Genomic DNA, 23,192 nt, shown 5'->3' with positions numbered 1-23,192 from the left:
GTGCGCTTTCCGTAGGCGAATTAAATTCGCCACGGGTCGCACCGCTCCCGACTCCCGACTCCCTTAATCATTGCATAGGTTCACGAATCTATCAGATATGGCCAAATAGGGAATAATTCAATATCCGATATGAAACTTAAGCACGTCTTATGGTTGGGACTTCTCACTCTCTACCTCACCCCTGGGAAATTGCCTGTTGTGGCTAGATTCCTGACTTTACCACCACTGGCTCAAGAACAAAACACGGTTAGCCCAGAGCAAGAGGGGAATTTAGCCCCTAGGGATGCCATAGTTCAAGTAGCCATTAATCAAGCAGAGGCGGACAAACTATTTAAGCAAGGACTTAGTCACCTTCGTCGCAGTAAGTTCCCAGAAGGATTAGAGTCTTGGCAGCAAGCATTGGTGATTTATAAACAAATTGGAGACCGCAAGGGTGAAGCTAACTCCCTGAATAATCTGGGTAATGCATACAATCATCTGGGAGACTATCAAAAAGCGATTGATTACTACCAACAATCTTTAGCTATTGCTAGGGAAATTGGACACCGCGAAGGTGAAGCTGGCTCCCTGACTAATCTGGGTAATGCATACCAGAATCTGGGAGACTATAAAAAAGCGATTGATTACTACCAACAATCGATAGCTATTGATAGGAAAATCTCAGACCGCCTGGGTGAAGCTTCCTCCCTGAATAATCTGGGTAGTGCATACGATAATCTGGGAGACTATAAAAAAGCGATTGATTACCACCAACAATCTTTAGCTATTGTTAGGGAAATCTCAGACCGCCTGGGTGAAGCTTACTCCCTGAATAATCTGGGTAATGCATACTATGATCTGGGAGACTATAAAAAAGCGATTGATTACCACCAACAATCGATAGCTATTGCTAGGGAAATCGGACACCGCCTGGGTGAAGCTCGGTCCCTGAGTAATCTGGGGAATGTATACGATAGTTTGGAAGACTACAAAAAAGCGATTGATTACTACCAACAATCGATAGCTATTGCTAGGGAAATCGGACACCGCGAAGGTAAAGCTTCCTCCCTGAATAATCTGGGTAATGCATACGATAATCTGGGAGACTATAAAAAAGCGATTGATTACTACCAACAATCTTTAGCTATTGCTAGGGAAATCGGAAACCGCAAGGGTGAAGCTGTCTTCCTGAATAATCTCGGTGCTACATTCTTAAAAAAGAATCAACTAAAACCAGCCCAAACTCACCTGTTTGATGCCATTGAAATTTGGGAAGATATCCGCCAAGACCTCGGTAACGAAGATGATTGGAAGGTTTCTATTTTTGAAACACAAGCTGCCAGCTATCGTCTTTTACAACAGGTATTGGTTGCTCAAGGTAAACCAAAACAAGCCTTAGAGATTTCCGAACGGGGTCGCAACCGCGCTCTGATTGATTTATTAGCGGCACAGTTATCTGAAACTCCTCAAAAAACTAAAGCTCCTACTCTTAAAGACATTCAAGAGATTGCTCAACAACAACAAGCCACTTTGGTGGAATATTCCATTGTTGATGACCAGATTTATATTTGGGTGATTGCTCCTACTGGTGAGATTACTTTCCGTAGTAATACATTACCACAAGATACTTCTCTGGCCGAACTAGTCAAAGTCAGTCGTATGCAGATTGGTGTCAGAGGTCGAGGTAATCAGAATGCTGCTTCACTACAAACCACTAACGATAGTAATCGACTACACCAACTCTACCAACTGCTGATTACTCCCATTGTTGACGTATTACCAATAAACCCATCAGACCGTATTATTTTTATTCCCCATCACTCACTATTTCTAGTCCCCTTTGCTGCTCTCCAAGATAATAACCACAAGTATCTAATCGAAAACCATACCATTCTCACTGCTCCTTCGATCCAATCCCTGTCGTTTACCCGTCAACATTGGCATCGAGTCCAACACAGCCGGGGAAAACCATTGATTGTGGGTAATCCCACCATGCCTACGATTAAAATAGGACTAGAACAAAAACCCTTAACCCCTCTACTGGGTGCAGAAACAGAAGCATTAACCATTGCTCAATTGCTGAATACAAAAGCTCTAATTGGTTTGGAAGCAACAGAACCAACCATTGTGCGGAAAATGGCCAATGCAACGCTTATCCATTTCGCTACCCATGGTTTACTCGATGATGTCAATGGTATTGATTATCCCGGTGCGATCGCATTAGCTCCTGACCAACCAGACCATGATGGCTTTCTGACCAGTGATGAAATTCTGATTGGTTACGGACTACCGGAAAAATCCTTATTGAAAGCAAAGTTAGTGGTTCTGAGTGCTTGTGATACTGGTAGGGGTGAGATTAAAGGGGAAGGGGTAGTTGGTTTATCCCGTTCTTTGATTGCCGCAGGTGTACCCAGTTTAGTGGTGTCCTTATGGCAAGTGCCTGATGATGATACGGCCAAGTTGATGAGGGAGTTTTACACTAATATTTATACTCACAAAATGGATAAAGCCAAAGCCATGCGAGAGGCGATGTTATCGATGCTCAATGATGAAGATGGTAATCCAGACCCGAAAGCTTGGGCGGCTTTTACTGTGATTGGCGAGGCGAGGTAGTTGGTCGGCAGTTGGTGGGCAGTGGCTACCAACCCGATGGCAAGGTTCGGAATCTGTCTAAGCCACTGCCCACCCTACATCAAATTCTACTGTTTGACCCGGTGGTGCGTTACGGGCCGGGCTGTTCCAAGGCTGACTACGAGGCGGAAAATGAGAGGGAGCCCGTCCTATCACGCACCCTACGCAACTACATCAAATTGGTGGGCAGTGGCTACCAACTTGATGGCAAGGTTCGGAATCTGTCTGAGCCACTGCCCACCCTACATCTATTCCCGATTCCCGATTCCCTACTCCCGACTCCCTATTCCCACATAATCAACGTCCCAAATCATGGAGGGCATTAATCGCTGCAGCACACTGTTGGGTCACAGCTTGCAATTCTTCTCGGTTACTGGAGCTAGGAGGAGCAATCAGCTTACCAATGCGCACGGTTAAGGGTACAGACCGTGGCATCAAGGAACCTTTTTTAACAATTGCTTGACTTCCCCACAAGGTAACCGGTAGCAGTGGTGCTTGGGCTTGGGCTGCAATCCAGGCCGCACCAAGCTTGGGGTTATGAATGCGAGCATCCCGTGTCCTGGTGCCATCCAAATACACACCAACGGCCCAGCCATTGTCGAGGCAATCGAGAGCAGAACGCAGGGCATTCCGGTCTGGTGTCCCTCGTTTAACCGGGTAAGTACCATACAATTCAATAAACTGTTTCAGGACTGGCACACGAAACAATTCTTCTTTGGCCATAAAGGCTACTGGACGTCCCACACAATTGGCTAAAATCGGTGGGTCAAAGTCACTAGCATGGTTACTCACCACCACCAGTGGTCCCGACGTGGGTACGTGTTTAGCACCATAAATGCGACCCCGGAAATAGGTATGGATTAAGGGGCTAACCACTGACCACTTCAGGGCGTGATACAGCAGCAGGCTGGGCAATGGTTCGCGGCTTCTAGTCACTGAGAATTTATTGGTGGATTTGGATGGTTTGGTTTCTAGTTTACTATTTGGGGGAAGGGAACAGGGAATAGCGGATCTGGGAATAGGGAACAGCGGATCACCGCAACAGGGAAAAAATCTTGTTTACCTCACTACCGACTCCCTCGGTGCGCTTTCCGTTGGCGAATTAAATTCGCCACGGGTCGCACCGCTCCCGACTCCCTACTCCCGATTCCCTACTCCCTAAATTTCATCCCAACCACTGACCCCAGAAGACATCACATAACTAGTTACGCTAGCTTCAAAAAAGTTGGCTTTAGTATGAGCATCTTTTTTAGTATCAGAAAAACGCTCTAAGTGGCTGTAGGGACTCTTTTGATAGTTTTCGCCCTTGTAAAGGGGGTCTAATCCAATAGAACGTAACCTGATATTGGCGAGATACTTGGTGTAGTGCTCAGTACTCCGTTCGGTAATCCCTAAAATATCGTTACCAACAATATGATTAGTCCAGCGACATTCATGCTCCACTGCTGTGGCAAACATTTCATAAATTTGCTCACTGGAATAGGGAAATACGTCCATGGCCATGGGGATTAACTTTTGATAAAGGCGGACATGACTCAGTTCATCTCGATTAATCATTTTAAAAATGTCCGCTGAGCCTGGCATCAGCATCCTAGAGGCGAGATTGTAGAAGTAAATGAAGCCATTATAGAAGTACATTCCTTCTAATAAAAAGTCAGCCAGTAAGGAAACAAAATAGTTTTCTGGGGTGGGATTATCAACATACTTTTGATAGAAACTGGCGACAAATTCGCATCTATCCCTGAGCACTTTATCAGTGCGCCAGAATTCATAGACTTTACTTCTATGTTCAGTAGGGATAACGGTTTCAATGATATATTGATAACTTTGATTGTGCATCCCTTCCTGAGAAATTTGTTCCGCCATACACAGACTAACTTCTGGGGCAGTAATGCTACTTTTGATGTGAGGAATATTGCAGGTTTGAACGGAATCTAAAAAGGTTAAATAGGAGAGAATCCCATCATAAGCATAACGTTCTGCTGGCGTTAAATTGGAGTAATCTGTTACATCTTGAGTTAGGTCTAGTTTCTGGGGAATCCAGAAATTCTCCCGCATCTGTTGATACAACCCAATTGCCCAAGCATAACGGACATCATTGAGTTGCATCAAGTTAGTGGTATTACCAAACCAAATTGAACGGTGTTCAGTTTTGTCATCCCCATCTGGATTAAAGATAGGGTTAATTGGCATTGTAGTTAGCATTTTTTTTCTAGGGAGTCGGGACTCGGGAGTCGGGAGTCGGGAACAGGGAACAGAGAGTGTGGGGAGTGGGCGCGGGAAGTTTGGGGAGGGTGGGGAGCAACAGCCATCAGCTATCAGCTATCAGCCATCAGCCATCAGCCATCAGCTATCAGCTTGTGAATAACACAGGTAAGCATTTGTTTAATCTGAGTGAAGTCACAGGCTGGAAGCCTGTGCCACAAGGCTGACCGCTGACCGCTGACCGCTGACCGCTGACCGCTGACCGCTGACCTATGCTTCACAGGCTGGAAGCCTGTTCCACAAAGCTGACCACTGACCACTGACCACTGACCGCTGAATGCTTACTAACTAATTCGCGCAAGCGATACAAGTGTTGTCTAATTCTTTGAAGTTGTCACGCTGGACGGTTCGGATATAGTACACGGCTTTACATCCTAATTCCCAAGCCATGACTAGGGTTTCATAGATGTCTTTGGCTTTGAGGGTGCGTTCAGGTTCGTCTGGGAAATAGACTCCTTGGTTTAAGTTAAATAACAATTCCATGGAAATCCCAGTATCAATCCATTGCTGGATAGTGGCGATTGCTTTAACAACTTTTTTCTGATCAAAGTTTTTGTTTTCGTGGTATAACCAAAAATTGTCTTTAATAAAGGGTGGGGCAATGGGTACAGTGCCTTTTGCCCATTTGTCATAGAAGAATTTGCTGTGAACTGGTAAGACACTAGCGGTACACCCTTGTACTAAGGATGAGGATGTATTGGGTGCGATCGCACTAATATGAGAATTGCGAATCCCAAATTGTTGAATATCCTGAGATAGGGCTACCCAACGCTCTCCATGCTGGGAATTTTCTACAAACCATTCCACCGGTTTAGCGCCAATTAGCTTACCTTTACTCCACTCACTACCATCGAAAGCAGCGTAAGCACCACGTTCGATAGCCAGTTCCATAGATGCATGGGTGCAGTAGTAGCCAATATCCTCAAATAAGTTACTAATTTCCTTGAGGTTGTTATAGGTTAGCCACCGTTTAGCTAACCAATCCGCTAATCCCATACAACCTACTCCGATGGTGCGGTATTTCTGATTGTGACTATGAGCTGCTTTAAAAGGAGGAGTGCTTAAATCAATAGTGTTATCCAGAATCCGCACTGCTAGACGACAGATATTGGGCAATTCAGTTTCTTCAATATTGGCGAGATTGATCGAGTCCAAATTGCAACAGTGAGCAGCATGTCCAATTTCGACATTAGAGAAACTTTCGGTACAAAGATTTACCGCTGGGATGTAGCCCTGGTGTTGATTAGGATTAGCGCGGTTAATGGTATCCTTGAACGCCAAGTAAGGCATTCCGGTCTCTACTTGCGATCGCATAATCGTCTTGAAGAGTTCCCGAGCATTCACGGTCTTATAGAGAGTCAGGGTTTCGCCGATGGCTGCTTCAATGGTTTGATAGGCGCTTTCAAACTCTTCTGCCCAAAGTTCCGATAGCTCAATGCCTAGCTTGATCCGTACTTCATAGGGATCGATTAATGTCCAGTCTTCTTTATTAACCACCCGACGCATAAACTCATCGGGAATCACCAATTGGGGAAAGATATCATAAGCCTTGCGCCGGGGATCGCCATTTTCCGCTTGCATCTCCAGAAACTCTGGCACATCGAGATGCCACACATCTACACTAACTGTCACTGCCCCTGCCCGACGGCCTCCTTGATTAACTGCGATCGCAGTATCGTTAAGCAGTTTAATCCAAGGAATTACCCCGCCCGAAGCATTGGCTTTGCCCATCACCCAGCTACCGGTTGACCGAATCCGGCTGACATTGACCCCAACACCACCACCGTTTTTGGAGATTCTGGCCGTATCAGTAATTCCTTCAAAGATGCTTTCCAGGTTGTCATCAATGCTAGTGATAAAACAGGAAGACAGAGACCCCTGAGGAATTCTGAGATTAGCCAGGATCGGGGTAGCTAGAGATATTTTCCGTTGTGCGATCGCTTCATAAAATCGCCTTGCCCAACCTAGTCTATCTTCCGGGACTTCCACTGACCCTAGCAGCAGAGCACAAGTTAAAAATGCCTCTTGGGGCAACTCATCCCCTAGGAGATACCGACGAGTTAGCAGTACAGCCCCTGCATAATCATAATCCGTGTCCCAATCCGGATTAATCCAAGAACCTGCTTCTTGTAGCTCCTCAGTCGTATAGGTTAAGATACTGGGGTCATATTGACCAGACTCTACTTTGGAGCGAACAGTTCTAGGGTAGTCACCGTACTCATAACCACGGTTTACCAGGGTGTCTTTCCATAGACTCCAGATCTGTAGTCGTCCTGCTACATAGCGCCAGTCAGGCTGATCAGGACTACACATTTCCAGGGCACAGTTGATCAAGTTATCCTGAATCTCTCTGGTAGTAACACCATCACGCAAGCGGGTAGTGAGTCCGGCTTCTAGAGTGATCGGATTGACATCCTTGCCAGCACAAGCCCACTCAACAACAGCACGAATTTTCGAGATATCAAGGGAAGTCAGAGAACCATCGCGTTTGATCACCTGAATATTACCTTGATTTTGGGTTATGGTTGTTGCCGACAGGGTTTGTTGCATTTTCACTGGTTGGGCAGAATATTAGATTTAACACACCATGACTTGCTAACCCCAAGGTACAACACTACCAATAGGGTTAACTATTTAATTCCCAAGCTCTACTATACTAAATCTGGATTGACTTGGCTTATAGTTGTTGCCGACAGGGTTTGTGGCCTTTTCAGCAGTTGCTCAGAATCTTAGATATAATACACTATTGCTTGCTAACCTCAAGGTACAACACTACCAATAGGGTTAACTCTTTAGTTTACAAGCTCTACTATACTAAATCTAGAGTAAGTATAGCAGTAAAATTTATCAATTTTTTTAAGTAACTGACCAAGTAACTCCCCACACCTCCAACATCTGCCGCGCCACTCTGTCTTTCCCTGTTTTACTCATTCCTGACCTTGTCTAATTGTTCTGTTAAACTGAGTACTTGCACCATTGTCATTAATCCTAGGGTGGGCAGTGCCTACCAACGCGCTTTGCCAGCTTGATTATCTGTCTGGTGCACTGCCCACCCTACATGAACTACATGAACTGACCTTGTCTAATTGTTCTGTTAAAGTTATAATAGTGGAATTTGCCATCAGCTTTAGCCCTTGACCGTTCACCATGATGATCACTGCCCAAGACATGACTGCTATTGATGAGAAGCTCTCCAAACGCTTTATTGAACTCGATCCAGAGGGCTACTTCATTATTTACATAGACCGAGAGGCAAGTCTGATCTGTGCTGAACACTACAGTAACAAAATTAATGAGAAAGGCTTAGCAGTTGATCCAGAAACCGGAGAACCATTTCCCTGCGATGGTAAATTAAACCGTACTCCCACCGCTATTTTCAAAGGTAGGACAGCCAAGGAACTAGGCATGAAAATTACCGAAGAAACTAAACCCTGTCCTTTAAGTCGCTTCGATCACGCCCTTTACCTAGGACGAGAATTTGTCAGAGCCGAGATAGCGATGATCAATGGCGAAGAGTACATTCAAGATTAGTCAATAGCTTCCTAAGCATTTAGCTATCAGCTATCAGCATTCAGCCTATGCGCTACGCGCACGCGTGCGCGTTCAGCATTCAGTCAAAGACTATGAATCCCTGACAGCAGACCTAAAATAAATTAAACGAATGTTTACCTGTTTTATTAAAAAGCTGACCGCTGACTGCTGACCGCTGACCGCTGACCGCTAATAGCTAATAGCTTACGAGCTAAGTCCGGTTTGTCGGTAATTATACCATGTACCCGATTATCATTTAGAAACTCTCCAATCATTTTTTGATCATTTACAGTCCAAACAAAAACCGGTTTGCCCTGTTTAGCAGCAATTTGCAATAAACCAAATTTTAACGTTTCCCACTGTAGTGCGAGTATATCCGGTGTAAGTCGGATCAGTTTATGAAACACCAAAATACCGAAAAACCTGAGTAATATAATCAGATAATTATTCTTTTTTTTGCTTAATAGCAATCCAGTTTTAACCCCAGGATACTTAGATTTTATCCATCTTAACGATGAAACATTAAATGATAAAATAACAAAATTATCTATCTTGATATATCCCATTACTAGCGCCAGAACTTTTTCTTCATAGCCTTCTTCTTTTAGTTCAACCGCTAGTTTAATCTTGTTACGTGTCAGTCTTAAAACTTCCTCAACCGTAGGCACTCTAAACCCTTGCTTACCAGCAAGGGAATTGATTTCAGCAAAGCTTAACTGACTGATAGCTTGATTAGCTATCATTGGGTCATGATGGGAAATCAATTCCCCATCTTTAGTGATTCTTACATCAAATTCGATAAAGTCAGCCCCAATTTCAATCGCTTTCTCATAGGCTTCAATAGTATTCTCTTTCGCACAATTAGAAGCGCCACGATGGGCGATTATCTTATTAGTGAGCATATGTAGCAAAGGGAACAGGGAACAGGGAGCAGGGGAAGAGAGGGAAAGATGGGAAGTGTGGGAAGTGTGGGAAGTGTGGGAAGTGTGGGAAGTGTGGGAAGTGTGGGAAGTGTAGGGAGATTCCCGATTCCCGATTCCCGACTCCCGATTCCCGATTCCCGATTCCCGACTTCTGACTTCTGACTTCTGACTTCTGACTTCTGACTTCTGACTTCTGACTTCTGAATTCCCGATTCCCTAAAATCCCAAATATAGCTCACCTATTTGAGAAGCGCTATCTCATCGAGGTGCTGGCAAGTCATGAACATTGCGGATGGTCACGGATCGAGCTAACTTATAGGCTGCATAAGAATCCACCAAACCGGAGCCAGTTGCTCCATCGTGTCCCTCTCCGGCTGGTTGACCATGGGCGCTCTTGCCCAGCTTAACATCTCGCGCTGATGCCCGCAGAATCTGCTTAATCAGAGATGGAGACAGACCAGGTTGCGCCTGCTTAAGCAAGGCACAAACACCCGCTACTTGGGGAGAAGCAGCACTAGTACCGCTGATCACCGCCCAGCCATCATCAGTAGCCGTTTCGTCCTGATTCGGATACTCACCGCCGCCCAAGCCTTGGTCAATTTCGTCCCCTGGTTCAACGGGCAACATGATATAGGCAGCCCGGGGTCGCATTCCCACCAGTCCACACAGATCAGGGACGTGGCGTCCTGGATAAATTTGGCTATCAAAGCTACTGGCGTAGTTGGAAGCTTCTAACCGAAAGTCATTGCCCTCAACAGTATCGTGGGCATAGACTCCACCCACAGAAATCACTTCTGGCATCTGACCAGGAAATCCATAGTGTCCGTTACCAGCAGAGAAACAGACGGTAATACCACGCTCTTTGACTGCTTCAATAACTGCGGCCTCTAGGGGCTTGAGGAAATTCGGTAGAGGGCCTTCTGGGATACTGTAGCCCCAGCTGTTGGTCATCACCGCTGGATGTAAATCCGATGCCATCTTAAACGCCAGGGTGGGGTTACTCCCCATTTTGACACCAATAAAGTCAATATCCGGTGCATTGGCAAAAATATTTGCTGCTTCAGCCGTACCATGACCATTCTCATCCCGCTCCACGTTTTGAGCATCTGGTGCCAGGGTTGCCTGGTAGTTGTAGCCATGCCACTCGTAAAAGGAATGCTTGTAGAATCCAGTGTCTACCATTGCTACTAAAACGCCCTTACCGGTTACCCCGACTTTGTGGACAGGGGTCGAGCGACATACCATAGCTACATCAGAGGGAACATTAAGGTGATGATAACCAACCCGTGGAGGCAGTGGCGACTCAAATAAAATCGGTGGACGTTGGGGATAAGCTCGCTCTATCAAACCAAATAGCTCTTCGGGAATGCTAAAGGGAGAACCAGCAACATGGCGCAAGAAGGTCACTTGTCCCAGGTTGGGATTAGCCTCGTTAATGAGTTGGCTGTCCCTTTCAAGTCGGGTACTAAAGACCCGTTCCCACAGTTCCCGTGGTCCATCAGCACTAATGGAAAAGGTTCCGATTTGCTGGACTCGAAAGCCAAGGGATTGTAGAATATTTGCAGCTTGAATGCCCCGTCCAGGGGGTGGAGCGAATTGTTGAAGATTCTCCGGTTGGAGGTAGGTGTCAGTCGCGAACATGGACTGGCCACTTTCTGATGCGAGAATGGCTTCAAAGGAAACTCGCTCTTGTCCAGTCTGTAGTTGTTGTATCATAATTATCCTGTTAGTTAAATCCTAGTTAGACAGCGGTTGATGACTATCGCTGTCTTTGTTGATCAACAAACCAAGTTGGTTTACTTCTTTGGTTTACTTCTTTAGTGTGGTATATGTGATCACATATTGACGTCACCCTCGTGGGTACTTGTGTTTTGTTCGGTTTTTGTTTAAAATTCCCCAGGGTGTTTTTGACTATTGAAGATTTGACTATAGAAAACTACAGGCACGACCGACCCGATTGTGCCTCTAGCCTGGACAATGTTCGGATTATCGTTAACTGGATCAGAAAAATTCTGGGGGTTCTACAAACATCACCCCAGTTACCAAGGTTTGTAGTTGCTCAGGAATTTGTAGATTGTCAACCGCAGCTTTGGGATAGGTAACGTCACTGCCATCTATCTCCTGGATCAGGGTTTTCTGCTGTGGTTGGAAGGAAACATTGAAAGTTGATTCCCACAGGGATTGCGGGGCTTGTACACTGATAGTCGGTCCAATGTGCAGGATCCGGAAGCCAAGTTGTTGTAGAGCTAAAGCAGCTTGTCTAGAGTGGTTGGGGGATGACTGAATTTCTGCTGAAATCGTGTTTTCCGGCATAGAACGCCTCCGATGGAAAGTCTGGCGTCGTTGATTTTTGGGTAGGGGCGACCCATTCGAGCCAGTAATTCGGGCAAGTAAGTAATTCGGGCAAGGAATTAATGGCTCAAACCCTAGGTTTTATGTGCTTTTGCTTCGCCCTCCCATAGACTAACCTAGAGTTTCCCTCAATTAAGGGTAACTTGTCAAGCTATAGCGCTACCCCCGCTGGAATCCGGATTCTGGAATCCGGATTCCGGAATCGGGCGGGGGAAGAGTGTGGTTAGAGGGGCGGGTGCGCGTGGGGAGAGGCAGGGCTGTTTAATTCTTTGGCATAAATTGTCAGATCAATGGGATTGAAAGGGAGGTGGGGTGCTGGGGAGAGGTTTTTTTTGAGGTTAAAAATACCTTTTTATTAATAAAAATTCCCCCGATCTCCCGATCTCCCGATCTCCCGATCTCCCGATCTCCCGATCTCCCGATCTCCCTACATCCCTACCAATCACATTTTAGTCGGACAATGAAACAGCGCTGTTTTGATAGTCCTGAATAGGACCGAAAAAATTCACCAGCTCTTTTCTGTAGATTAGCTCCAGGTCATGGAATCAAGTTTGGTGCCAGTTCAAAAGTGAGGGGATTTTTTTATTGGTATTAATTTATACACAAAAAATACAAAAGTTATACGTTTTATACGTTAGCGCTAACGCGATCGCAATCATCAGATTTGCAAACTATAAATATCAGTTAATTTACTTAACGTGATTTTACTGACAGCTCAGGCTATGATCGAGTTAGTCACACAATTAGTAAACCAATTAGTTACAGACTACAGTCAATTAATTAATTTAAATAACTAGGGCGTCTATAACATGAACATAACTAAATTTTTAAGCAGTGGATTAGTTTTAGGGTCTATAGTTTTGGGAGCAGTAGGACAAGCCCAGGCAGCTGATATCGTCAAGTCCTGGTTAGCCGATGAAGCTCATAGCAACCCAGACACATATTGGTCAGGACATGCTTTCTGGTTACCTGAGTTGGACTCAGGGAGATTTGTATTTGACACTTCAGGTATCTTTAATGAATACGATGATGGGAGTGCTAATTTGTTGGGTACCATCGTTTCCGAAAAAGATGATACTAAACAATGGGAGGTTGATATTTGGTTCGAGAGCACACCAGAACCTTGGGGAGGACCTAAAAAGGAACTACCGAAGTCTGAATACGTAGAAAAAGGTGGCCCCGTCGATACTAGTAATTGGCGCTACTATAACATGGATGAAACTCGGGCGACCTTAAGTGGCCTAGGTTTCTACGATGGCAAGGAACTGAATCTTTACCAAAGACCTGAAAATGGTAAATACGCCTTCCAGGTTGGGGTTGGAGCTAATGGCAAAAACACTAACTTTGGTATGTCTGGCTGGCTAGGTGCTACGGGTTCTTTTACTCTTAGCAATGCTGATATTAATGTTGATCTAACTCTGGATCCTAACCATCCTTCCAATTCTCAACCTGTTCCTGAACCCATGACAATGGGCTTGTTCAGCCTAAGCTTGCTGGGATTAAGTGTGACTTCATTAAAGCGCAAGTCTAAGGAATTGGTCTGACCTAGGAATTTTAAAGATTCCCGGATTTTTTCGTCAGCATAGCTGATTCAACCAGTTCTCTGTAGGAACTAGACCACTTTCTCGTAGTCTGTTCCTTTTTTAGGTTTTGTGGTAAGCTATCAGCTATCAGCTGTCAGTTCTCAGTTCTCAGTTCTCAGTTGTGACTTGGCCACTGACAAGTTTCTAGTTTCTAGTTTCTAGTTTTACGTGACTATCAACCAAGAAGGATAAGTAGTAAACTGGATAGGTTCTCAAACTAGTAAGCTCAAACTATTAATCTCAAAAGATTAAATAGTACATTAACTCAGATGTCAGCTGAGGATTAAGCTCAAGGCGTCGTTGAAGGTCAGCCAGATTACGGTATGGGCCACCATCAAAGCGATTTTGCATGATCGCTCTAGCTAAAAACAAGTCCACTGCTGGAATTTTCGTCAACTGTTCTAGAGATGCGGTGTTAGGGTTGACTAGCCCAGGCGTTACTAAACTCTCAGCATCGTAGTAACAAAACCTCAAAATTGGTTGCAAGGGTGTCAGACGTTGTACTGACCAACCTAGGGCAGCGGCCAAATCTTCTAAGCAGCAAAATTGCACACCGCTGCTGGTGAGTTCAAAAAGCGTCCGCGCCTGATGGATAGATATCCCTGGCAATCTCAGCCAATCATCCACACCAGCTTGATTCACATCAATGGTGAGCCCCAATTTGGCAGCTACAGCAATTTCTTCTGTGGATTGTAGCCGATAGTAGGGGTCACGCTTCAGCCTATGCTGAATTGATTGCTGATTTGGGTTTTGTCGAGTCTTGGGTGATAGCCAATCAAAAATTGCCATGAAACTCAAGCAATTAGGTCAAGTAATTGACGACGTTTTTGTTCAAATTCATACTCAGACACTAGTCCCTCCTGACGCAGGCTGTCTAGCTGTCTTAGGGCATCGGCAATTTCCCCTACCTTGGCTGGGTCAATCCCAGCCGATGGATTCTCTGAGGAAGATACTGTAGACTCAATACCGAGGTTAAAATTGAGGTCAAACTGATCTTGACTTTGTAGTAAATACCACACCCCCTCTATAGCACTAGCAATGCGAGGAATGGGTGTCCAACACAGGAGTAAGTACATTACTCCCCAGAAGGGTTGTCCGAGATAAAATTTGTGTAATCCACAAACGGGAATCACTACCCCACTCAATGCCAGTAGGGAAGCGACTTTGCGGCTTTTTGGCTTGCTCAACATACTTGCTTTGACCCGCGTTGAATAGCTTGGTGGAGATCCAAAAACTGTCAATCCTATGTTCCTATAATAATTACTTATCTCAGACGCGAAAGTTACAGGTTACAGATTATAGGTTGAAGGTTGGCAGGTTGAAGGTTGAAGGTTGGCAGGTTCAAGGTTGAAGGTTGGCAGGTTGAAGGTTAACAGGTTGAAGGTTGAAGGTTAACTGGTTGAAGGTTAACTGGTTGAAGGTTAACTGGTTGAAGGTTAACTGGTTGAAGGTTAACTGGTTGAAGGTTAACTGGTTGAAGGTTAACTGGTTGAAGGTTAACTGGTTGAACGCGAATGCGTGGCCAAAGGCCAAGGTTACAGCTTGCCAGTTGCGGGTTACAGGTTACAGCTTGCCAGTTATACATGTGGCGCGTGAGTTGTTAAGGCTCTAACTTTCAACCTTGGCCAAAAGGCCACGCATTCGCGTTCAACGGTCTAACCTTCAAGGGTCTAACCTTCAACGGTCTAACCTTCAACGCTCCAACCTACCCTACAACGAACGCCTTGGGCGAACAACTGACTAATCTTCAACGGACTAATACGGAAAACCGAATTTTGTCCAGGTTTGACGCTACATTAAAATGTGATTAGAAGCGGCGATTGAGTACAACCAAACCGGTTGACAGGTAAGAGCAATGGGTTTTTTTGATTCGGAAATTGTCCAAAAAGAGGCAAAACAGCTGTTTGAAGATTACCAAGAGCTGATTAAATTGGGCAACGACTATGGCAAGTTTGACCGTGAAGGCAAAAAGATTTTCATCGATCAGATGGAACAGATGATGGAGCGCTATCGTATTTTTATGAAGCGCTTCGAGTTATCCGATGACTTCATGGCTCAGATGACCATAGAGCAGCTCAATACTCAGTTAGGTCAATTTGGGATCACCCCTCAGCAGATGTTTGACCAGATGAACATGACATTGGAGCGGATGAAGTCAGACCTAGAGAAGCAATTGTAGTCAGGAACGCCCTTGGTGGGGGTGGGTATACATGGACATCTGCCAAGACAGCTGAGAGCTTAGGGTCTTAGGCTCAGGATTGAGAGTGCCTTAGTAAGGAGCCGCCAATAATGACGGCTGATATCCCTAATTTATCTAGAATTTATCTAGATCGAGGACGCTTAAATTTTGAGGGTCGAGGGAAGTATCTCACTGGCTCGTTCCGCAAAGCGTAAGCCATAAACCTCCGCCAGATCGGTGCGGCATAGCCACCACCTGTTACCCCTCGCCCAAGGGGTCGGTTGTTGTCTCGACCAATCCAAACTGCGGTAGCCATCTGGGGTACATATCCCACAAACCATACATCTCGCTCTGAAGAGGTTGTTCCTGTCTTACCCGCCGCCTGACGCCCTATGTAGGCAGATTTTCCGGTACCTCCGTTAATTACACCGGTTAGGGTATGGTTAAGGGAAGCAACCGCCCATTGATCTAGCACCAGCTTAGGCTTAGGGGTATTATCTAGCAGCACATTGCCTTTACTATCGGTCACTCGGACAATTAAGGTAGTGTCAGAGTGCCAGCCATTATTGGCAAAAGTAGCATAGGCTCCTGCCATTTCCAATGGTGTTACCCCAACTGACCCTAGGGGTAAGGATAGCACCGGTTGCATCGGACTCTTAATCCCAAGGGTCTTAACCACATCAACGACTTTATCAAGTCCCACTCTCCTGCCAATCTTCACCGCTGGCACATTGCTCGATTGAACAATTGCGGTGCGAATGCTCATGGCACCAGAGTAGCCACCACCATAGTTTTTGGGTCTGTAATAGCCTCTACCATCTCGATAACGAACGGGGGTATCGTAAACAGTGGAACGGGGGGAATATTTACCTGTGGCAAAGGCAGTATAGTAAACAAATGGCTTAAAGGATGACCCAGGCTGACGTCGAGCTTGAGTAGCACGGTTGAATTTGCTCTTTTCATAGCTGTATCCCCCGACTATCGCTTTCACAAAATGGGTACGGGGGTCAACGGCGGCTAATGCCACTTGATTATCGTAAAGTCCACGGCGACGCAGGGTGTAATGAGCACGATTAATGATCTTTTCTGCCTGCTTTTGGAATTCGTAGTCAACCGTGGTCTGAACTCGCATTCCGCCCTTGGTGACCGCTTCCTGACCAAATCGCTCTTTTAACTCCACCACAGCAGCTTCTGTGACGAAAGGCAATTTACTGGTGCTCCAGGAAGTACTTTTCCCAATTAACAGGGGCTGTTCCTTAGCTTGTTTTTCTTGGGCTGCTGTAATCCATCCCAAATCCCGCATCCGCCTTAAGACAACGGCTTGTCGCTCTTTAGCTTTAGAGTAGTTGCTGAAGGGACTGTATTCTTCTGGGGACTGGATTAGCCCTGCCAACATGGCTGACTCCCCTAAGGATAGCTCAGATGCTGGCTTAACAAAGTAGCTGCGGGCAGCTGTTTCAATGCCATAGTTATTGTGACCCCAATAGATTTGATTGAGGTACAATTCCAAAATCTCGTCTTTAGAGAAGATTTGCTCAACTCGGATAGCGAGTACAGCTTCAGTGATTTTGCGGCTAAAGGTGCGTTGCCGAGTCAGAAACAGGTTTTTCACCAACTGCATGGTGATTGTAGAACCCCCCTCTACTACTGTCCCTTGTCTCCAGTTGACTAAAAAAGCACGACCGACGCTATTGGGGTTAACCCCATAGTGCATATAGAAGCGACTGTCTTCTATAGCTAGTACAGCCCGCTTGAGTTGAGGGTTGATTTGGCCGAATTCGAGCACTTCCCGATTCGCTTCCCCATGAAGGCTCACTAGAGGTCTACCCTTGACATCGTAAATGTAAGTTGTTTCTGTCGGTGTGTAGTTCCGGAGCATGCGCACATCTGGCAGGTTACGGAAGCTAGTCGCTAAGCCCACAAGTCCACCAGCTACAATCGAGCTAGCTAACATGGTAACCCCGAGGATAGTCCCTCCAGTTACCTGAGCCACCCCTTGCACAAACTGCAATACTTGTGAAGGCTTTCTTTTCCGATTTTTCCGATCTTGTGGTTGTCGAATAGTGCTATATGGCACGGTGATTTCATTTCCTTACTAAAGAACAGACATGTAAGCTAGGGGCTGTGCTTGGGGTGTTTTTTTTACTTCCTATAAGTACTTTCTATAAGACAATTCCAAGGATAGGTGGGCAGAGCAGGAATGTCTAGGACAATTATTTCTCGGTAAATTCCGGCAGTTACTTGCAAAAACTGTAAGTGTATCCATCTTTTCGGTGTATTGCTGATATATCTTGAGGGTTGCAGCTTTTATAGCCCTTCATTCCTAACGGGGTAAATCCAAAGCTTCCTTTACTTCTAGGAGTTACCTTGCCTATACCTAGTCTTTGATGTTTGGCTATGTCTCCAGTGACCCAGCCCTTAATTGGTTTTAATGGATTGTGCCTGACGGGGTAACCGTACTTGTTGAGTGCTGCTTTTTGTCTGCCTCCCTGCCCTTTGCCAGTAACTAACAGTGGCTGAGACGTTTTCAAGACTAAGGTCTCAATATCCCCAACGCAAGCAGCATCAATCCAGTGCTCCTTAGGAAGACCCAGTCTAGTCCGGTTGTACTTGGTCTGCGCTCCGGTTCCAGTAACTACAAACTTGATATTTTGGAGTACTTTCACTAACTTGTTACGAGTTGCATTTACCGCTGCCGCATCCAATAATGGTTGTTTGGCTTTAGTTTTGATTTTTTGGAGTAAACTTGGCTTCTTTTTTAGGAATTCCTCTATAGGTTTGTTTCCTTTTCGTTTATTACATTTTTCGCAGGCTAAGCAGAGATTACTGACTCGATTACTTCCACCAAATGACTTTGGGTGAATGTGCTCGATCTGCAAGGGAACAGACTGTTTACCGCAATAGGTACATTCTCTTCCCCATTTATCAAGTAAGTACTCCCTAACTTCGTAGCCAGCTAGTTCACCTTGTTGGTACTGAATACCATTGATTTCGGGATTCGGCATTTTCTGGGTATCAAACTTAACTCTTTCGACCCAAATTTCATTGACCGGGCAAAACTTGGTTAATCGCTTTACCCACGTTTCAATAGTCGAAACCCTGTGTTCTAGGCTGGGTGGGAGCCAAGCCTCTGAACGTTTGCGATTAAAAAACCGTGGCTTTCTGTAACGGGTGTGACGATTACGTCTTCGGTGCCTTACAGCTTTTCTAGACTCTAATTTTTTATTGATCAACCCTCCTCTGTGTTCTAACTCCATTCCCCAAATGATTTGGTTGTTTTGGACTAGAGCAAATCCAGTTGTTTGGCTACCAGGATCAATCTTAATTTTACAAGGTGATACAATTGGATTATCAATCGCTGTTTTTAAGATGATCGTGAACGGGTACATCCGAAAAACAGCAGCTTTACCTTTGTCTAACAACCGACGAGCTTTCTTTGGTGGAATAGGGTTTAATGGCTGCTTGTTTGTGTCAATAACAAATACATACTTTGGCATTTTTAGTGCTCTCAATTTGGTAATGTGTTCCTTGACAATGTTGGGATGGCTTGTTGGGCTAACCACACATTTGCCTTTGTCTTAATGATTAGCGACAGAGCCAGAAGCTGGAGTTCACCTCTGGGTGTCATAACCAAACCAACCTAGGAATCGCACCTGAGTCTGCATCCTAGTTGGCAATCCCGGAGATTACCGGGAATTCCCTAGGCTTTGGCTAGGAGGATTACTTACAAGTCTTGAGCATCGAATTTCTTAATAATGCCAGGACGTTATGGATAAGTGTCAAGCCCTACAGGTAAGCTTCTACTTAAGCTTCAACTACTGTAGCGATAAATAATTTTTGAATTAAAGCTAATTCTAGCCAATTCATACCATTTTGTATTCTACGACGGTCATTTCCCGTCTTGATGCAGTCCCTGTGGCAGATGCATCCACCGATTGAACCCTTGAGAGCCTAAAGCATGGGGGATTTAATCCCTATCTTACAAGCGATGCAGCGCCGCCAAAGGGGGTTCCCCCCATGAGCGACTGCATCAAGAAGAGTGGGCAAAAGCCGCATCTCGTAACAGTTGTCAACGGTTTTTTGTATAATAGTTAGCGGCATTTAGACATGGTTTTGGCAAGTGTCGGTCTAGCTGCTTAGAATTTGTAAACGATCCTTAGGATAAATTTAAACAATCTGTACTAACCTAGTTAATTGCCAACCATAGTCCCAACCAATGTCAAATTTTGAAATTCCCCTTTCTAACCAGCTAGCTTGGCTAGACAGAGGTACCAGTGAAATTTTTCCCCTACAACCGGATTCTCAGGATCCGAGTGAAAATCTAGCTATTCGGCTCAAGCAAGCTGAGCGTCCCTTACGGGTCAAGTTAGGTATAGACCCAACCGGTGCGGATCTCCACTTAGGTCATAGTATCCCAGTCAGAAAACTACGGGCATTCCAAGATGCTGGTCATACCGCTGTCTTAATTATTGGTGACTTTACCGCTAGAATCGGTGACCCTACCGGGAAGTCTGAGGTACGTCGCCAGTTGACACCAGCTCAGGTCAAGGAAAATGCTGAAACTTATCTGTCACAGGTGCGCCCTATTCTAGATTTTGATACCCCAGGACGGCTAGAAATTCGCTATAACTCTGAGTGGCTTAACCAGTTGGATTTGTCTGAGATTATTGAGTTGTTAGCCACTATGACCGTAGGGCAAATGCTGGCGAAGGAAGGGTTTGCTGAACGCTATCAACAACAAAATCCTATTTTCCTCCATGAGTTTCTCTACCCATTGATGCAGGGCTATGATTCTGTGGCAGTCAAGGCTGATGTGGAGTTAGGGGGAACTGACCAAAAGTTTAATATTGCCTTGGGACGGGATTTACAACGGCATTTTGGGCAATCTCCCCAGTTCGGCTTACTGCTGCCAATTTTGATTGGGACGGATGGGATACAGAAAATGTCTAAGTCTTTGGGGAATTATGTGGGCTTGTCAGATGATCCCCTGACCATGTACTCGAAGCTGGAGGGCACACCAGATCATCTATTGACGCAATATTTTGAGCTGTTGACTGATGTGCCATTGGATCAGCTTCCAGAACAGCCACGGGAGCAGCAAAAACAATTGGCTCTGACTATTGTGACCCAATATCACGGTGAAGCAGCGGCAAAAGAAGCTCAGCAGGCAGCACTAAACTTAGTAAAGGGTAGCACTACTGGTACGGGGGATTCTGTGCCAGAATTTTCATTGTCTTCTGTGGACTTTCCCGCTAAGTTGTTCTATATCCTTAAAGAATCCGGTTTGTGCCAAAGTAGTGGCGAAGGCAGGCGACAGATTCAAGGGGGAGGTGTTAAGTTGGATGGCGATCGCATTTCAGCGGTTGACCAGACCTTTGATTCCCCTGATCAATTGGTGGGAAAGGTTTTGCAGGTGGGGAAAAAGAAGTTTGCCCGTTTAGTTAGTTGAAGGTATCAATGAAGGTTAGAAGGTTAGAAGGTTAGAAGGTTAGAAGGTTAGAAGGTTGAAGGTTGAAGGTTAGGAGGTTGAAGGTTAGGAGGTTGAAGGTTGAAGGTTAGGAGGTTGAAGGTTGAAGGTTAGGAGGTTAGGAGGTTGAAGGTTGAAGATCGGATTATTGTTCCTTTGGATGTGCCGAGCAAAGAAGATGCGATCGCATTAGTGGAGCAGTTGCCTGAGGTTAGCTTTTGGAAAGTAGGGCTGGAACTGTTTGTGAGCACTGGTTCTGAGATTATTCATACTCTCAAACATCGGCAAAAGCGGATATTTCTGGATCTTAAATTTCACGATATCCCCAATACGGTCGCTGGAGCAACAAGGGTTGCAGCCGCCTATGGTGTGGACTTAATCACCATTCATGCTGTTGCTGGTCGCAATGCTCTCAAACGAGCGGCTGAAGCGGCAGTTGAGGGAGCTTTGACAGCGGGATGTCCCCCCCCAAAGTTAATTGGTATTACTCTACTCACCAGTCTCAATTCCCGGGATTTGGCCTTTGACCTGAAAATTCCGATCGAGTTGCCCGAATTTGTCTTACAAATGGCACTACTCGCTCAAGAGTCAGGTTTGAATGGGGCAGTGTGCTCCCCCATGGAAGTATCACAGCTACGACAAGTGTGTGGTGATGATTTTCTCCTGGTTTGTCCAGGAGTACGCCCCCAATGGTCAGAAAAAGGTGATCAACGACGGGCAATGACCCCACTAGCTGCTCTACAAGCTGGTGCAGATTACCTAGTTATAGGGCGACCAATTACCGCTGCTGACGACCCAGTGGCTGCCTGGAATAGGATTTGTGAGGAATTAGCTGGTACTGGTGTATAGCTTTCAGCTGACGGGATTACTTCTAATTGCTTACTTGGGATTACAGATTAATGGGTTGAACCTTAGCAAGTTGAACCTAGAAGGTTTCCCAGAAAACTTTCAACTACACTTCTTTCAGAAGTTGGGAACAGGGAACAGGGAACAGGGAACAGTGGACAAGAATTCACGAAAACAGTATCAGAAAACTACTTTTGAAAGAGGTCTACTGTTGAACCTACCCTTCTCGAACGCCTTTGGCCAACAACCTACCAACTTTCAACTGACCAACCTTCAACCTGTCAACCTTCAACCTGTCAATCTTCAACCTGTCAACCTTCAACCTGTCAACCTTCAACCTGTCAACCTTCAACCTGTCAACCTTCAACCTGTCAACCTTCAACCTGTCAACCTTCAACCTGTCAACCTTCAACCTGCCAACTTTCAACCTACTAACCTTCAACCTCCCAACCTTCAATCTGCCAACCTCCAACCGACCAACCTTAACCCTTCAAGGTTCCTCCGACCTGCCAACCTTCAACCTTCACCCCGTCCAACCTGTTCGGTAGAGGTGGAAACCTTAACCTCCCTATTGCTGAAGGATTTACCTAGCTATGCCAATCGAGTGATTCAGAGGGCGCGGCGCTCAGACTCCACTGTGGACAATTTCAGTTATGTAATCGTGGCAGGAAAGCCAGAGTTTGAACCTCTGCCCCTTAAGTCCTTTCAATCCACGACTGTACCTAACCCAACGGATAGCGAAGCACTTCAACAAATCTTTCTAACTACCCTAGAGCGCAAGTATTTCAAGGATAAAGCTGTAGAGTTTCAGAATTATCACTGGCTATTTTTGACCAAAAGCTCTGATGGCTGGCGCTTAGTGATGATTTTTTCCCGTATTGGTTCTGTTTCAGAAGGCAAACTTCCTACACCGCCACGGGAAAGTACTAATGGTGTTATTGGTCAAGCGGTTAAGACTTGGCTCCGGGATTGTCGTGCTGGGACAATTCGAGCCTTTGAACAGAATCCCGTCAATTCCCGTCCTTGAGACAGCAAAGCATTCAGCCGTCAGTGGTCAGCCGTCAGTGGTCAGCCGTCAGCTTATTTTATTCAAAAGCACCGATTGCGCTACGGGCATCAGCTGATAGCTGATACGCGACACGCTGATAGCTTACGTTTAGAAAGATTTAAGAATTTAGCGCTGATTTCCTTCACTCTTCTAAAATCTCTACTAAGTCCTGAACCATTACATCAAACGTCCTGGCTAATTTATCCATAGAAGTATAGTCAATTGTTTTTAGACCAGGACAGCGGGCATAGTGTCTTACAGTGCTGTAAATCACTCCGGAACGGTCAGAAACTTCCTTGAGTGTCCAGCCCTTCTCCTGTGCTAGTTCTCGTACTTTCAGTCTGACTAAACCCATACTTGACAATTGATGAAGTTTATAGTTTAATAG

24 protein-coding genes are annotated in these 23,192 nt (G+C 45.4%); 11 read left to right on the top strand and 13 right to left on the bottom strand.

The window, feature by feature from the left end; genetic code table 11:
- Positions 1-129 precede the first annotated feature (129 nt).
- A complete protein-coding gene (locus F6K63_RS26890; protein ID WP_287313567.1) occupies positions 130-2,592 on the top strand; it encodes a CHAT domain-containing protein in 2,463 nt (820 codons plus the stop codon).
- Positions 2,556-2,936 (top strand): hypothetical protein, encoded by a 381-nt coding sequence (locus F6K63_RS26885; protein ID WP_287262778.1) that lies wholly within the window; start codon positions 2,556-2,558, stop codon positions 2,934-2,936. The genes F6K63_RS26890 and F6K63_RS26885 overlap by 37 nt, the downstream gene beginning before the upstream one ends.
- On the opposite strand, the gene F6K63_RS26880 is transcribed toward F6K63_RS26885, so the two are convergent.
- The gene (locus F6K63_RS26880; protein WP_287251576.1) at positions 2,908-3,546 is read right to left on the bottom strand and encodes a lysophospholipid acyltransferase family protein; all 639 of its coding nucleotides are present in this window, start codon (positions 3,544-3,546) and stop codon (positions 2,908-2,910) included. The genes F6K63_RS26885 and F6K63_RS26880 overlap by 29 nt on opposite strands.
- Positions 3,547-3,556: 10 nt before the next feature.
- Between F6K63_RS26880 and F6K63_RS26875 the strand changes: the two genes are divergently transcribed.
- Entirely contained in the window at positions 3,557-3,772 is a 216-nt protein-coding gene (locus tag F6K63_RS26875) for a hypothetical protein (RefSeq protein ID WP_131827163.1), read from the top strand.
- Here F6K63_RS26875 and F6K63_RS26870 read toward each other — a convergent pair.
- The 3 genes from F6K63_RS26870 to F6K63_RS26860 form a co-directional block, all read right to left on the bottom strand.
- On the bottom strand, positions 3,769-4,803 hold the full coding sequence (locus F6K63_RS26870) for a ribonucleotide-diphosphate reductase subunit beta (RefSeq protein WP_008185238.1): 1,035 nt from the start codon (positions 4,801-4,803) through the stop codon (positions 3,769-3,771). The two genes, F6K63_RS26875 and F6K63_RS26870, sit on opposite strands and share 4 nt — an antisense overlap.
- A gap of 146 nt (positions 4,804-4,949) precedes the next feature.
- On the bottom strand, positions 4,950-5,135 hold the full coding sequence (locus F6K63_RS26865) for a hypothetical protein (protein ID WP_131827162.1): 186 nt from the start codon (positions 5,133-5,135) through the stop codon (positions 4,950-4,952).
- Positions 5,136-5,163: 28 nt separating this feature from the next.
- Positions 5,164-7,425, bottom strand: a complete 2,262-nt coding sequence (locus F6K63_RS26860; protein WP_287313578.1) for a ribonucleoside-diphosphate reductase subunit alpha — start codon at positions 7,423-7,425, stop codon at positions 5,164-5,166.
- A gap of 597 nt (positions 7,426-8,022) precedes the next feature.
- On the opposite strand from F6K63_RS26860, the gene F6K63_RS26855 reads away from it, so the two are divergent.
- Entirely contained in the window at positions 8,023-8,406 is a 384-nt protein-coding gene (locus F6K63_RS26855; RefSeq protein WP_008185234.1) for a DUF4346 domain-containing protein, read from the top strand.
- Between the two features lie 146 nt (positions 8,407-8,552).
- Here F6K63_RS26855 and F6K63_RS26850 read toward each other — a convergent pair whose 3' ends face one another.
- Positions 8,553-9,308 (bottom strand): glycerophosphodiester phosphodiesterase, encoded by a 756-nt coding sequence (locus F6K63_RS26850; RefSeq protein ID WP_287313565.1) that lies wholly within the window; start codon positions 9,306-9,308, stop codon positions 8,553-8,555.
- A gap of 48 nt (positions 9,309-9,356) precedes the next feature.
- Between F6K63_RS26850 and F6K63_RS26845 the strand changes: the two genes are divergently transcribed.
- A complete protein-coding gene (locus tag F6K63_RS26845; RefSeq protein ID WP_287313563.1) occupies positions 9,357-9,491 on the top strand; it encodes a hypothetical protein in 135 nt (44 codons plus the stop codon).
- 96 nt (positions 9,492-9,587) lie between these two features.
- Here the strand turns inward: F6K63_RS26845 and F6K63_RS26840 are convergent, their stop codons facing one another.
- Both F6K63_RS26840 and F6K63_RS26835 read right to left on the bottom strand, forming a co-directional pair.
- On the bottom strand, positions 9,588-11,045 hold the full coding sequence (locus F6K63_RS26840) for a S8 family serine peptidase (protein WP_287313562.1): 1,458 nt from the start codon (positions 11,043-11,045) through the stop codon (positions 9,588-9,590).
- Between the two features lie 285 nt (positions 11,046-11,330).
- Complete coding sequence (locus tag F6K63_RS26835; RefSeq protein ID WP_008185223.1) at positions 11,331-11,642, bottom strand: hypothetical protein; 312 nt, start codon at positions 11,640-11,642, stop codon at positions 11,331-11,333.
- A gap of 848 nt (positions 11,643-12,490) precedes the next feature.
- Here F6K63_RS26835 and F6K63_RS26830 point away from each other — a divergent pair.
- Entirely contained in the window at positions 12,491-13,225 is a 735-nt protein-coding gene (locus tag F6K63_RS26830) for an SP85-like N-terminal domain-containing protein (RefSeq protein ID WP_287250715.1), read from the top strand.
- A gap of 279 nt (positions 13,226-13,504) precedes the next feature.
- Here F6K63_RS26830 and F6K63_RS26825 read toward each other — a convergent pair whose 3' ends face one another.
- The 3 genes from F6K63_RS26825 to F6K63_RS26815 form a co-directional block, all read right to left on the bottom strand.
- On the bottom strand, positions 13,505-14,053 hold the full coding sequence (locus F6K63_RS26825; protein ID WP_008185217.1) for a ComEA family DNA-binding protein: 549 nt from the start codon (positions 14,051-14,053) through the stop codon (positions 13,505-13,507).
- Between the two features lie 5 nt (positions 14,054-14,058).
- Positions 14,059-14,454 carry an NINE protein gene (locus tag F6K63_RS26820; RefSeq protein WP_287313576.1) on the bottom strand — a complete coding sequence of 132 codons (396 nt, stop codon included), beginning with the start codon at positions 14,452-14,454 and terminating at the stop codon, positions 14,059-14,061.
- 179 nt (positions 14,455-14,633) lie between these two features.
- Positions 14,634-14,849, bottom strand: coding sequence for a hypothetical protein (locus F6K63_RS26815; RefSeq protein WP_287313560.1), 216 nt, complete (start codon positions 14,847-14,849; stop codon positions 14,634-14,636).
- A 36-nt stretch (positions 14,850-14,885) separates the two neighbouring features.
- Here F6K63_RS26815 and F6K63_RS26810 point away from each other — a divergent pair, with 36 nt between their 5' ends.
- A complete protein-coding gene (locus tag F6K63_RS26810; RefSeq protein ID WP_287313559.1) occupies positions 14,886-15,008 on the top strand; it encodes a hypothetical protein in 123 nt (40 codons plus the stop codon).
- Positions 15,009-15,119: 111 nt separating this feature from the next.
- Positions 15,120-15,443 (top strand): DUF1825 family protein, encoded by a 324-nt coding sequence (locus F6K63_RS26805; protein ID WP_008185214.1) that lies wholly within the window; start codon positions 15,120-15,122, stop codon positions 15,441-15,443.
- A 142-nt stretch (positions 15,444-15,585) separates the two neighbouring features.
- Here F6K63_RS26805 and F6K63_RS26800 read toward each other — a convergent pair whose 3' ends face one another.
- Both F6K63_RS26800 and iscB read right to left on the bottom strand, forming a co-directional pair.
- The gene (locus tag F6K63_RS26800) at positions 15,586-17,520 is read right to left on the bottom strand and encodes a transglycosylase domain-containing protein (RefSeq protein WP_008185213.1); all 1,935 of its coding nucleotides are present in this window, start codon (positions 17,518-17,520) and stop codon (positions 15,586-15,588) included.
- Between the two features lie 160 nt (positions 17,521-17,680).
- Positions 17,681-18,940, bottom strand: a complete 1,260-nt coding sequence (gene iscB / locus F6K63_RS26795; protein WP_287313558.1) for an RNA-guided endonuclease IscB — start codon at positions 18,938-18,940, stop codon at positions 17,681-17,683.
- 719 nt (positions 18,941-19,659) lie between these two features.
- On the opposite strand from iscB, the gene tyrS reads away from it, so the two are divergent.
- The 3 genes from tyrS (at position 19,660) to F6K63_RS26780 (ending at position 22,783) form a co-directional block, all read left to right on the top strand.
- Positions 19,660-20,892 (top strand): tyrosine--tRNA ligase, encoded by a 1,233-nt coding sequence (gene tyrS, locus F6K63_RS26790; protein ID WP_287250712.1) that lies wholly within the window; start codon positions 19,660-19,662, stop codon positions 20,890-20,892.
- 144 nt (positions 20,893-21,036) lie between these two features.
- Entirely contained in the window at positions 21,037-21,759 is a 723-nt protein-coding gene (gene pyrF, locus F6K63_RS26785; protein WP_008185210.1) for an orotidine-5'-phosphate decarboxylase, read from the top strand.
- Positions 21,752-22,783 carry a pentapeptide repeat-containing protein gene (locus tag F6K63_RS26780; RefSeq protein ID WP_008185209.1) on the top strand — a complete coding sequence of 344 codons (1,032 nt, stop codon included), beginning with the start codon at positions 21,752-21,754 and terminating at the stop codon, positions 22,781-22,783. Before pyrF ends, F6K63_RS26780 begins: the two co-directional genes overlap by 8 nt.
- A gap of 163 nt (positions 22,784-22,946) precedes the next feature.
- On the opposite strand, the gene F6K63_RS26775 is transcribed toward F6K63_RS26780, so the two are convergent.
- On the bottom strand, positions 22,947-23,159 hold the full coding sequence (locus tag F6K63_RS26775; RefSeq protein WP_008185208.1) for a helix-turn-helix domain-containing protein: 213 nt from the start codon (positions 23,157-23,159) through the stop codon (positions 22,947-22,949).
- Positions 23,160-23,192: the final 33 nt, after the last annotated feature.

It is taken from the genome of Moorena sp. SIO1G6 (genome assembly GCF_010672795.1).
In the GTDB taxonomy this organism is placed as follows: domain Bacteria; phylum Cyanobacteriota; class Cyanobacteriia; order Cyanobacteriales; family Coleofasciculaceae; genus Moorena; species Moorena producens.
This window is presented reverse-complemented; position numbering and strand designations above follow the sequence as displayed.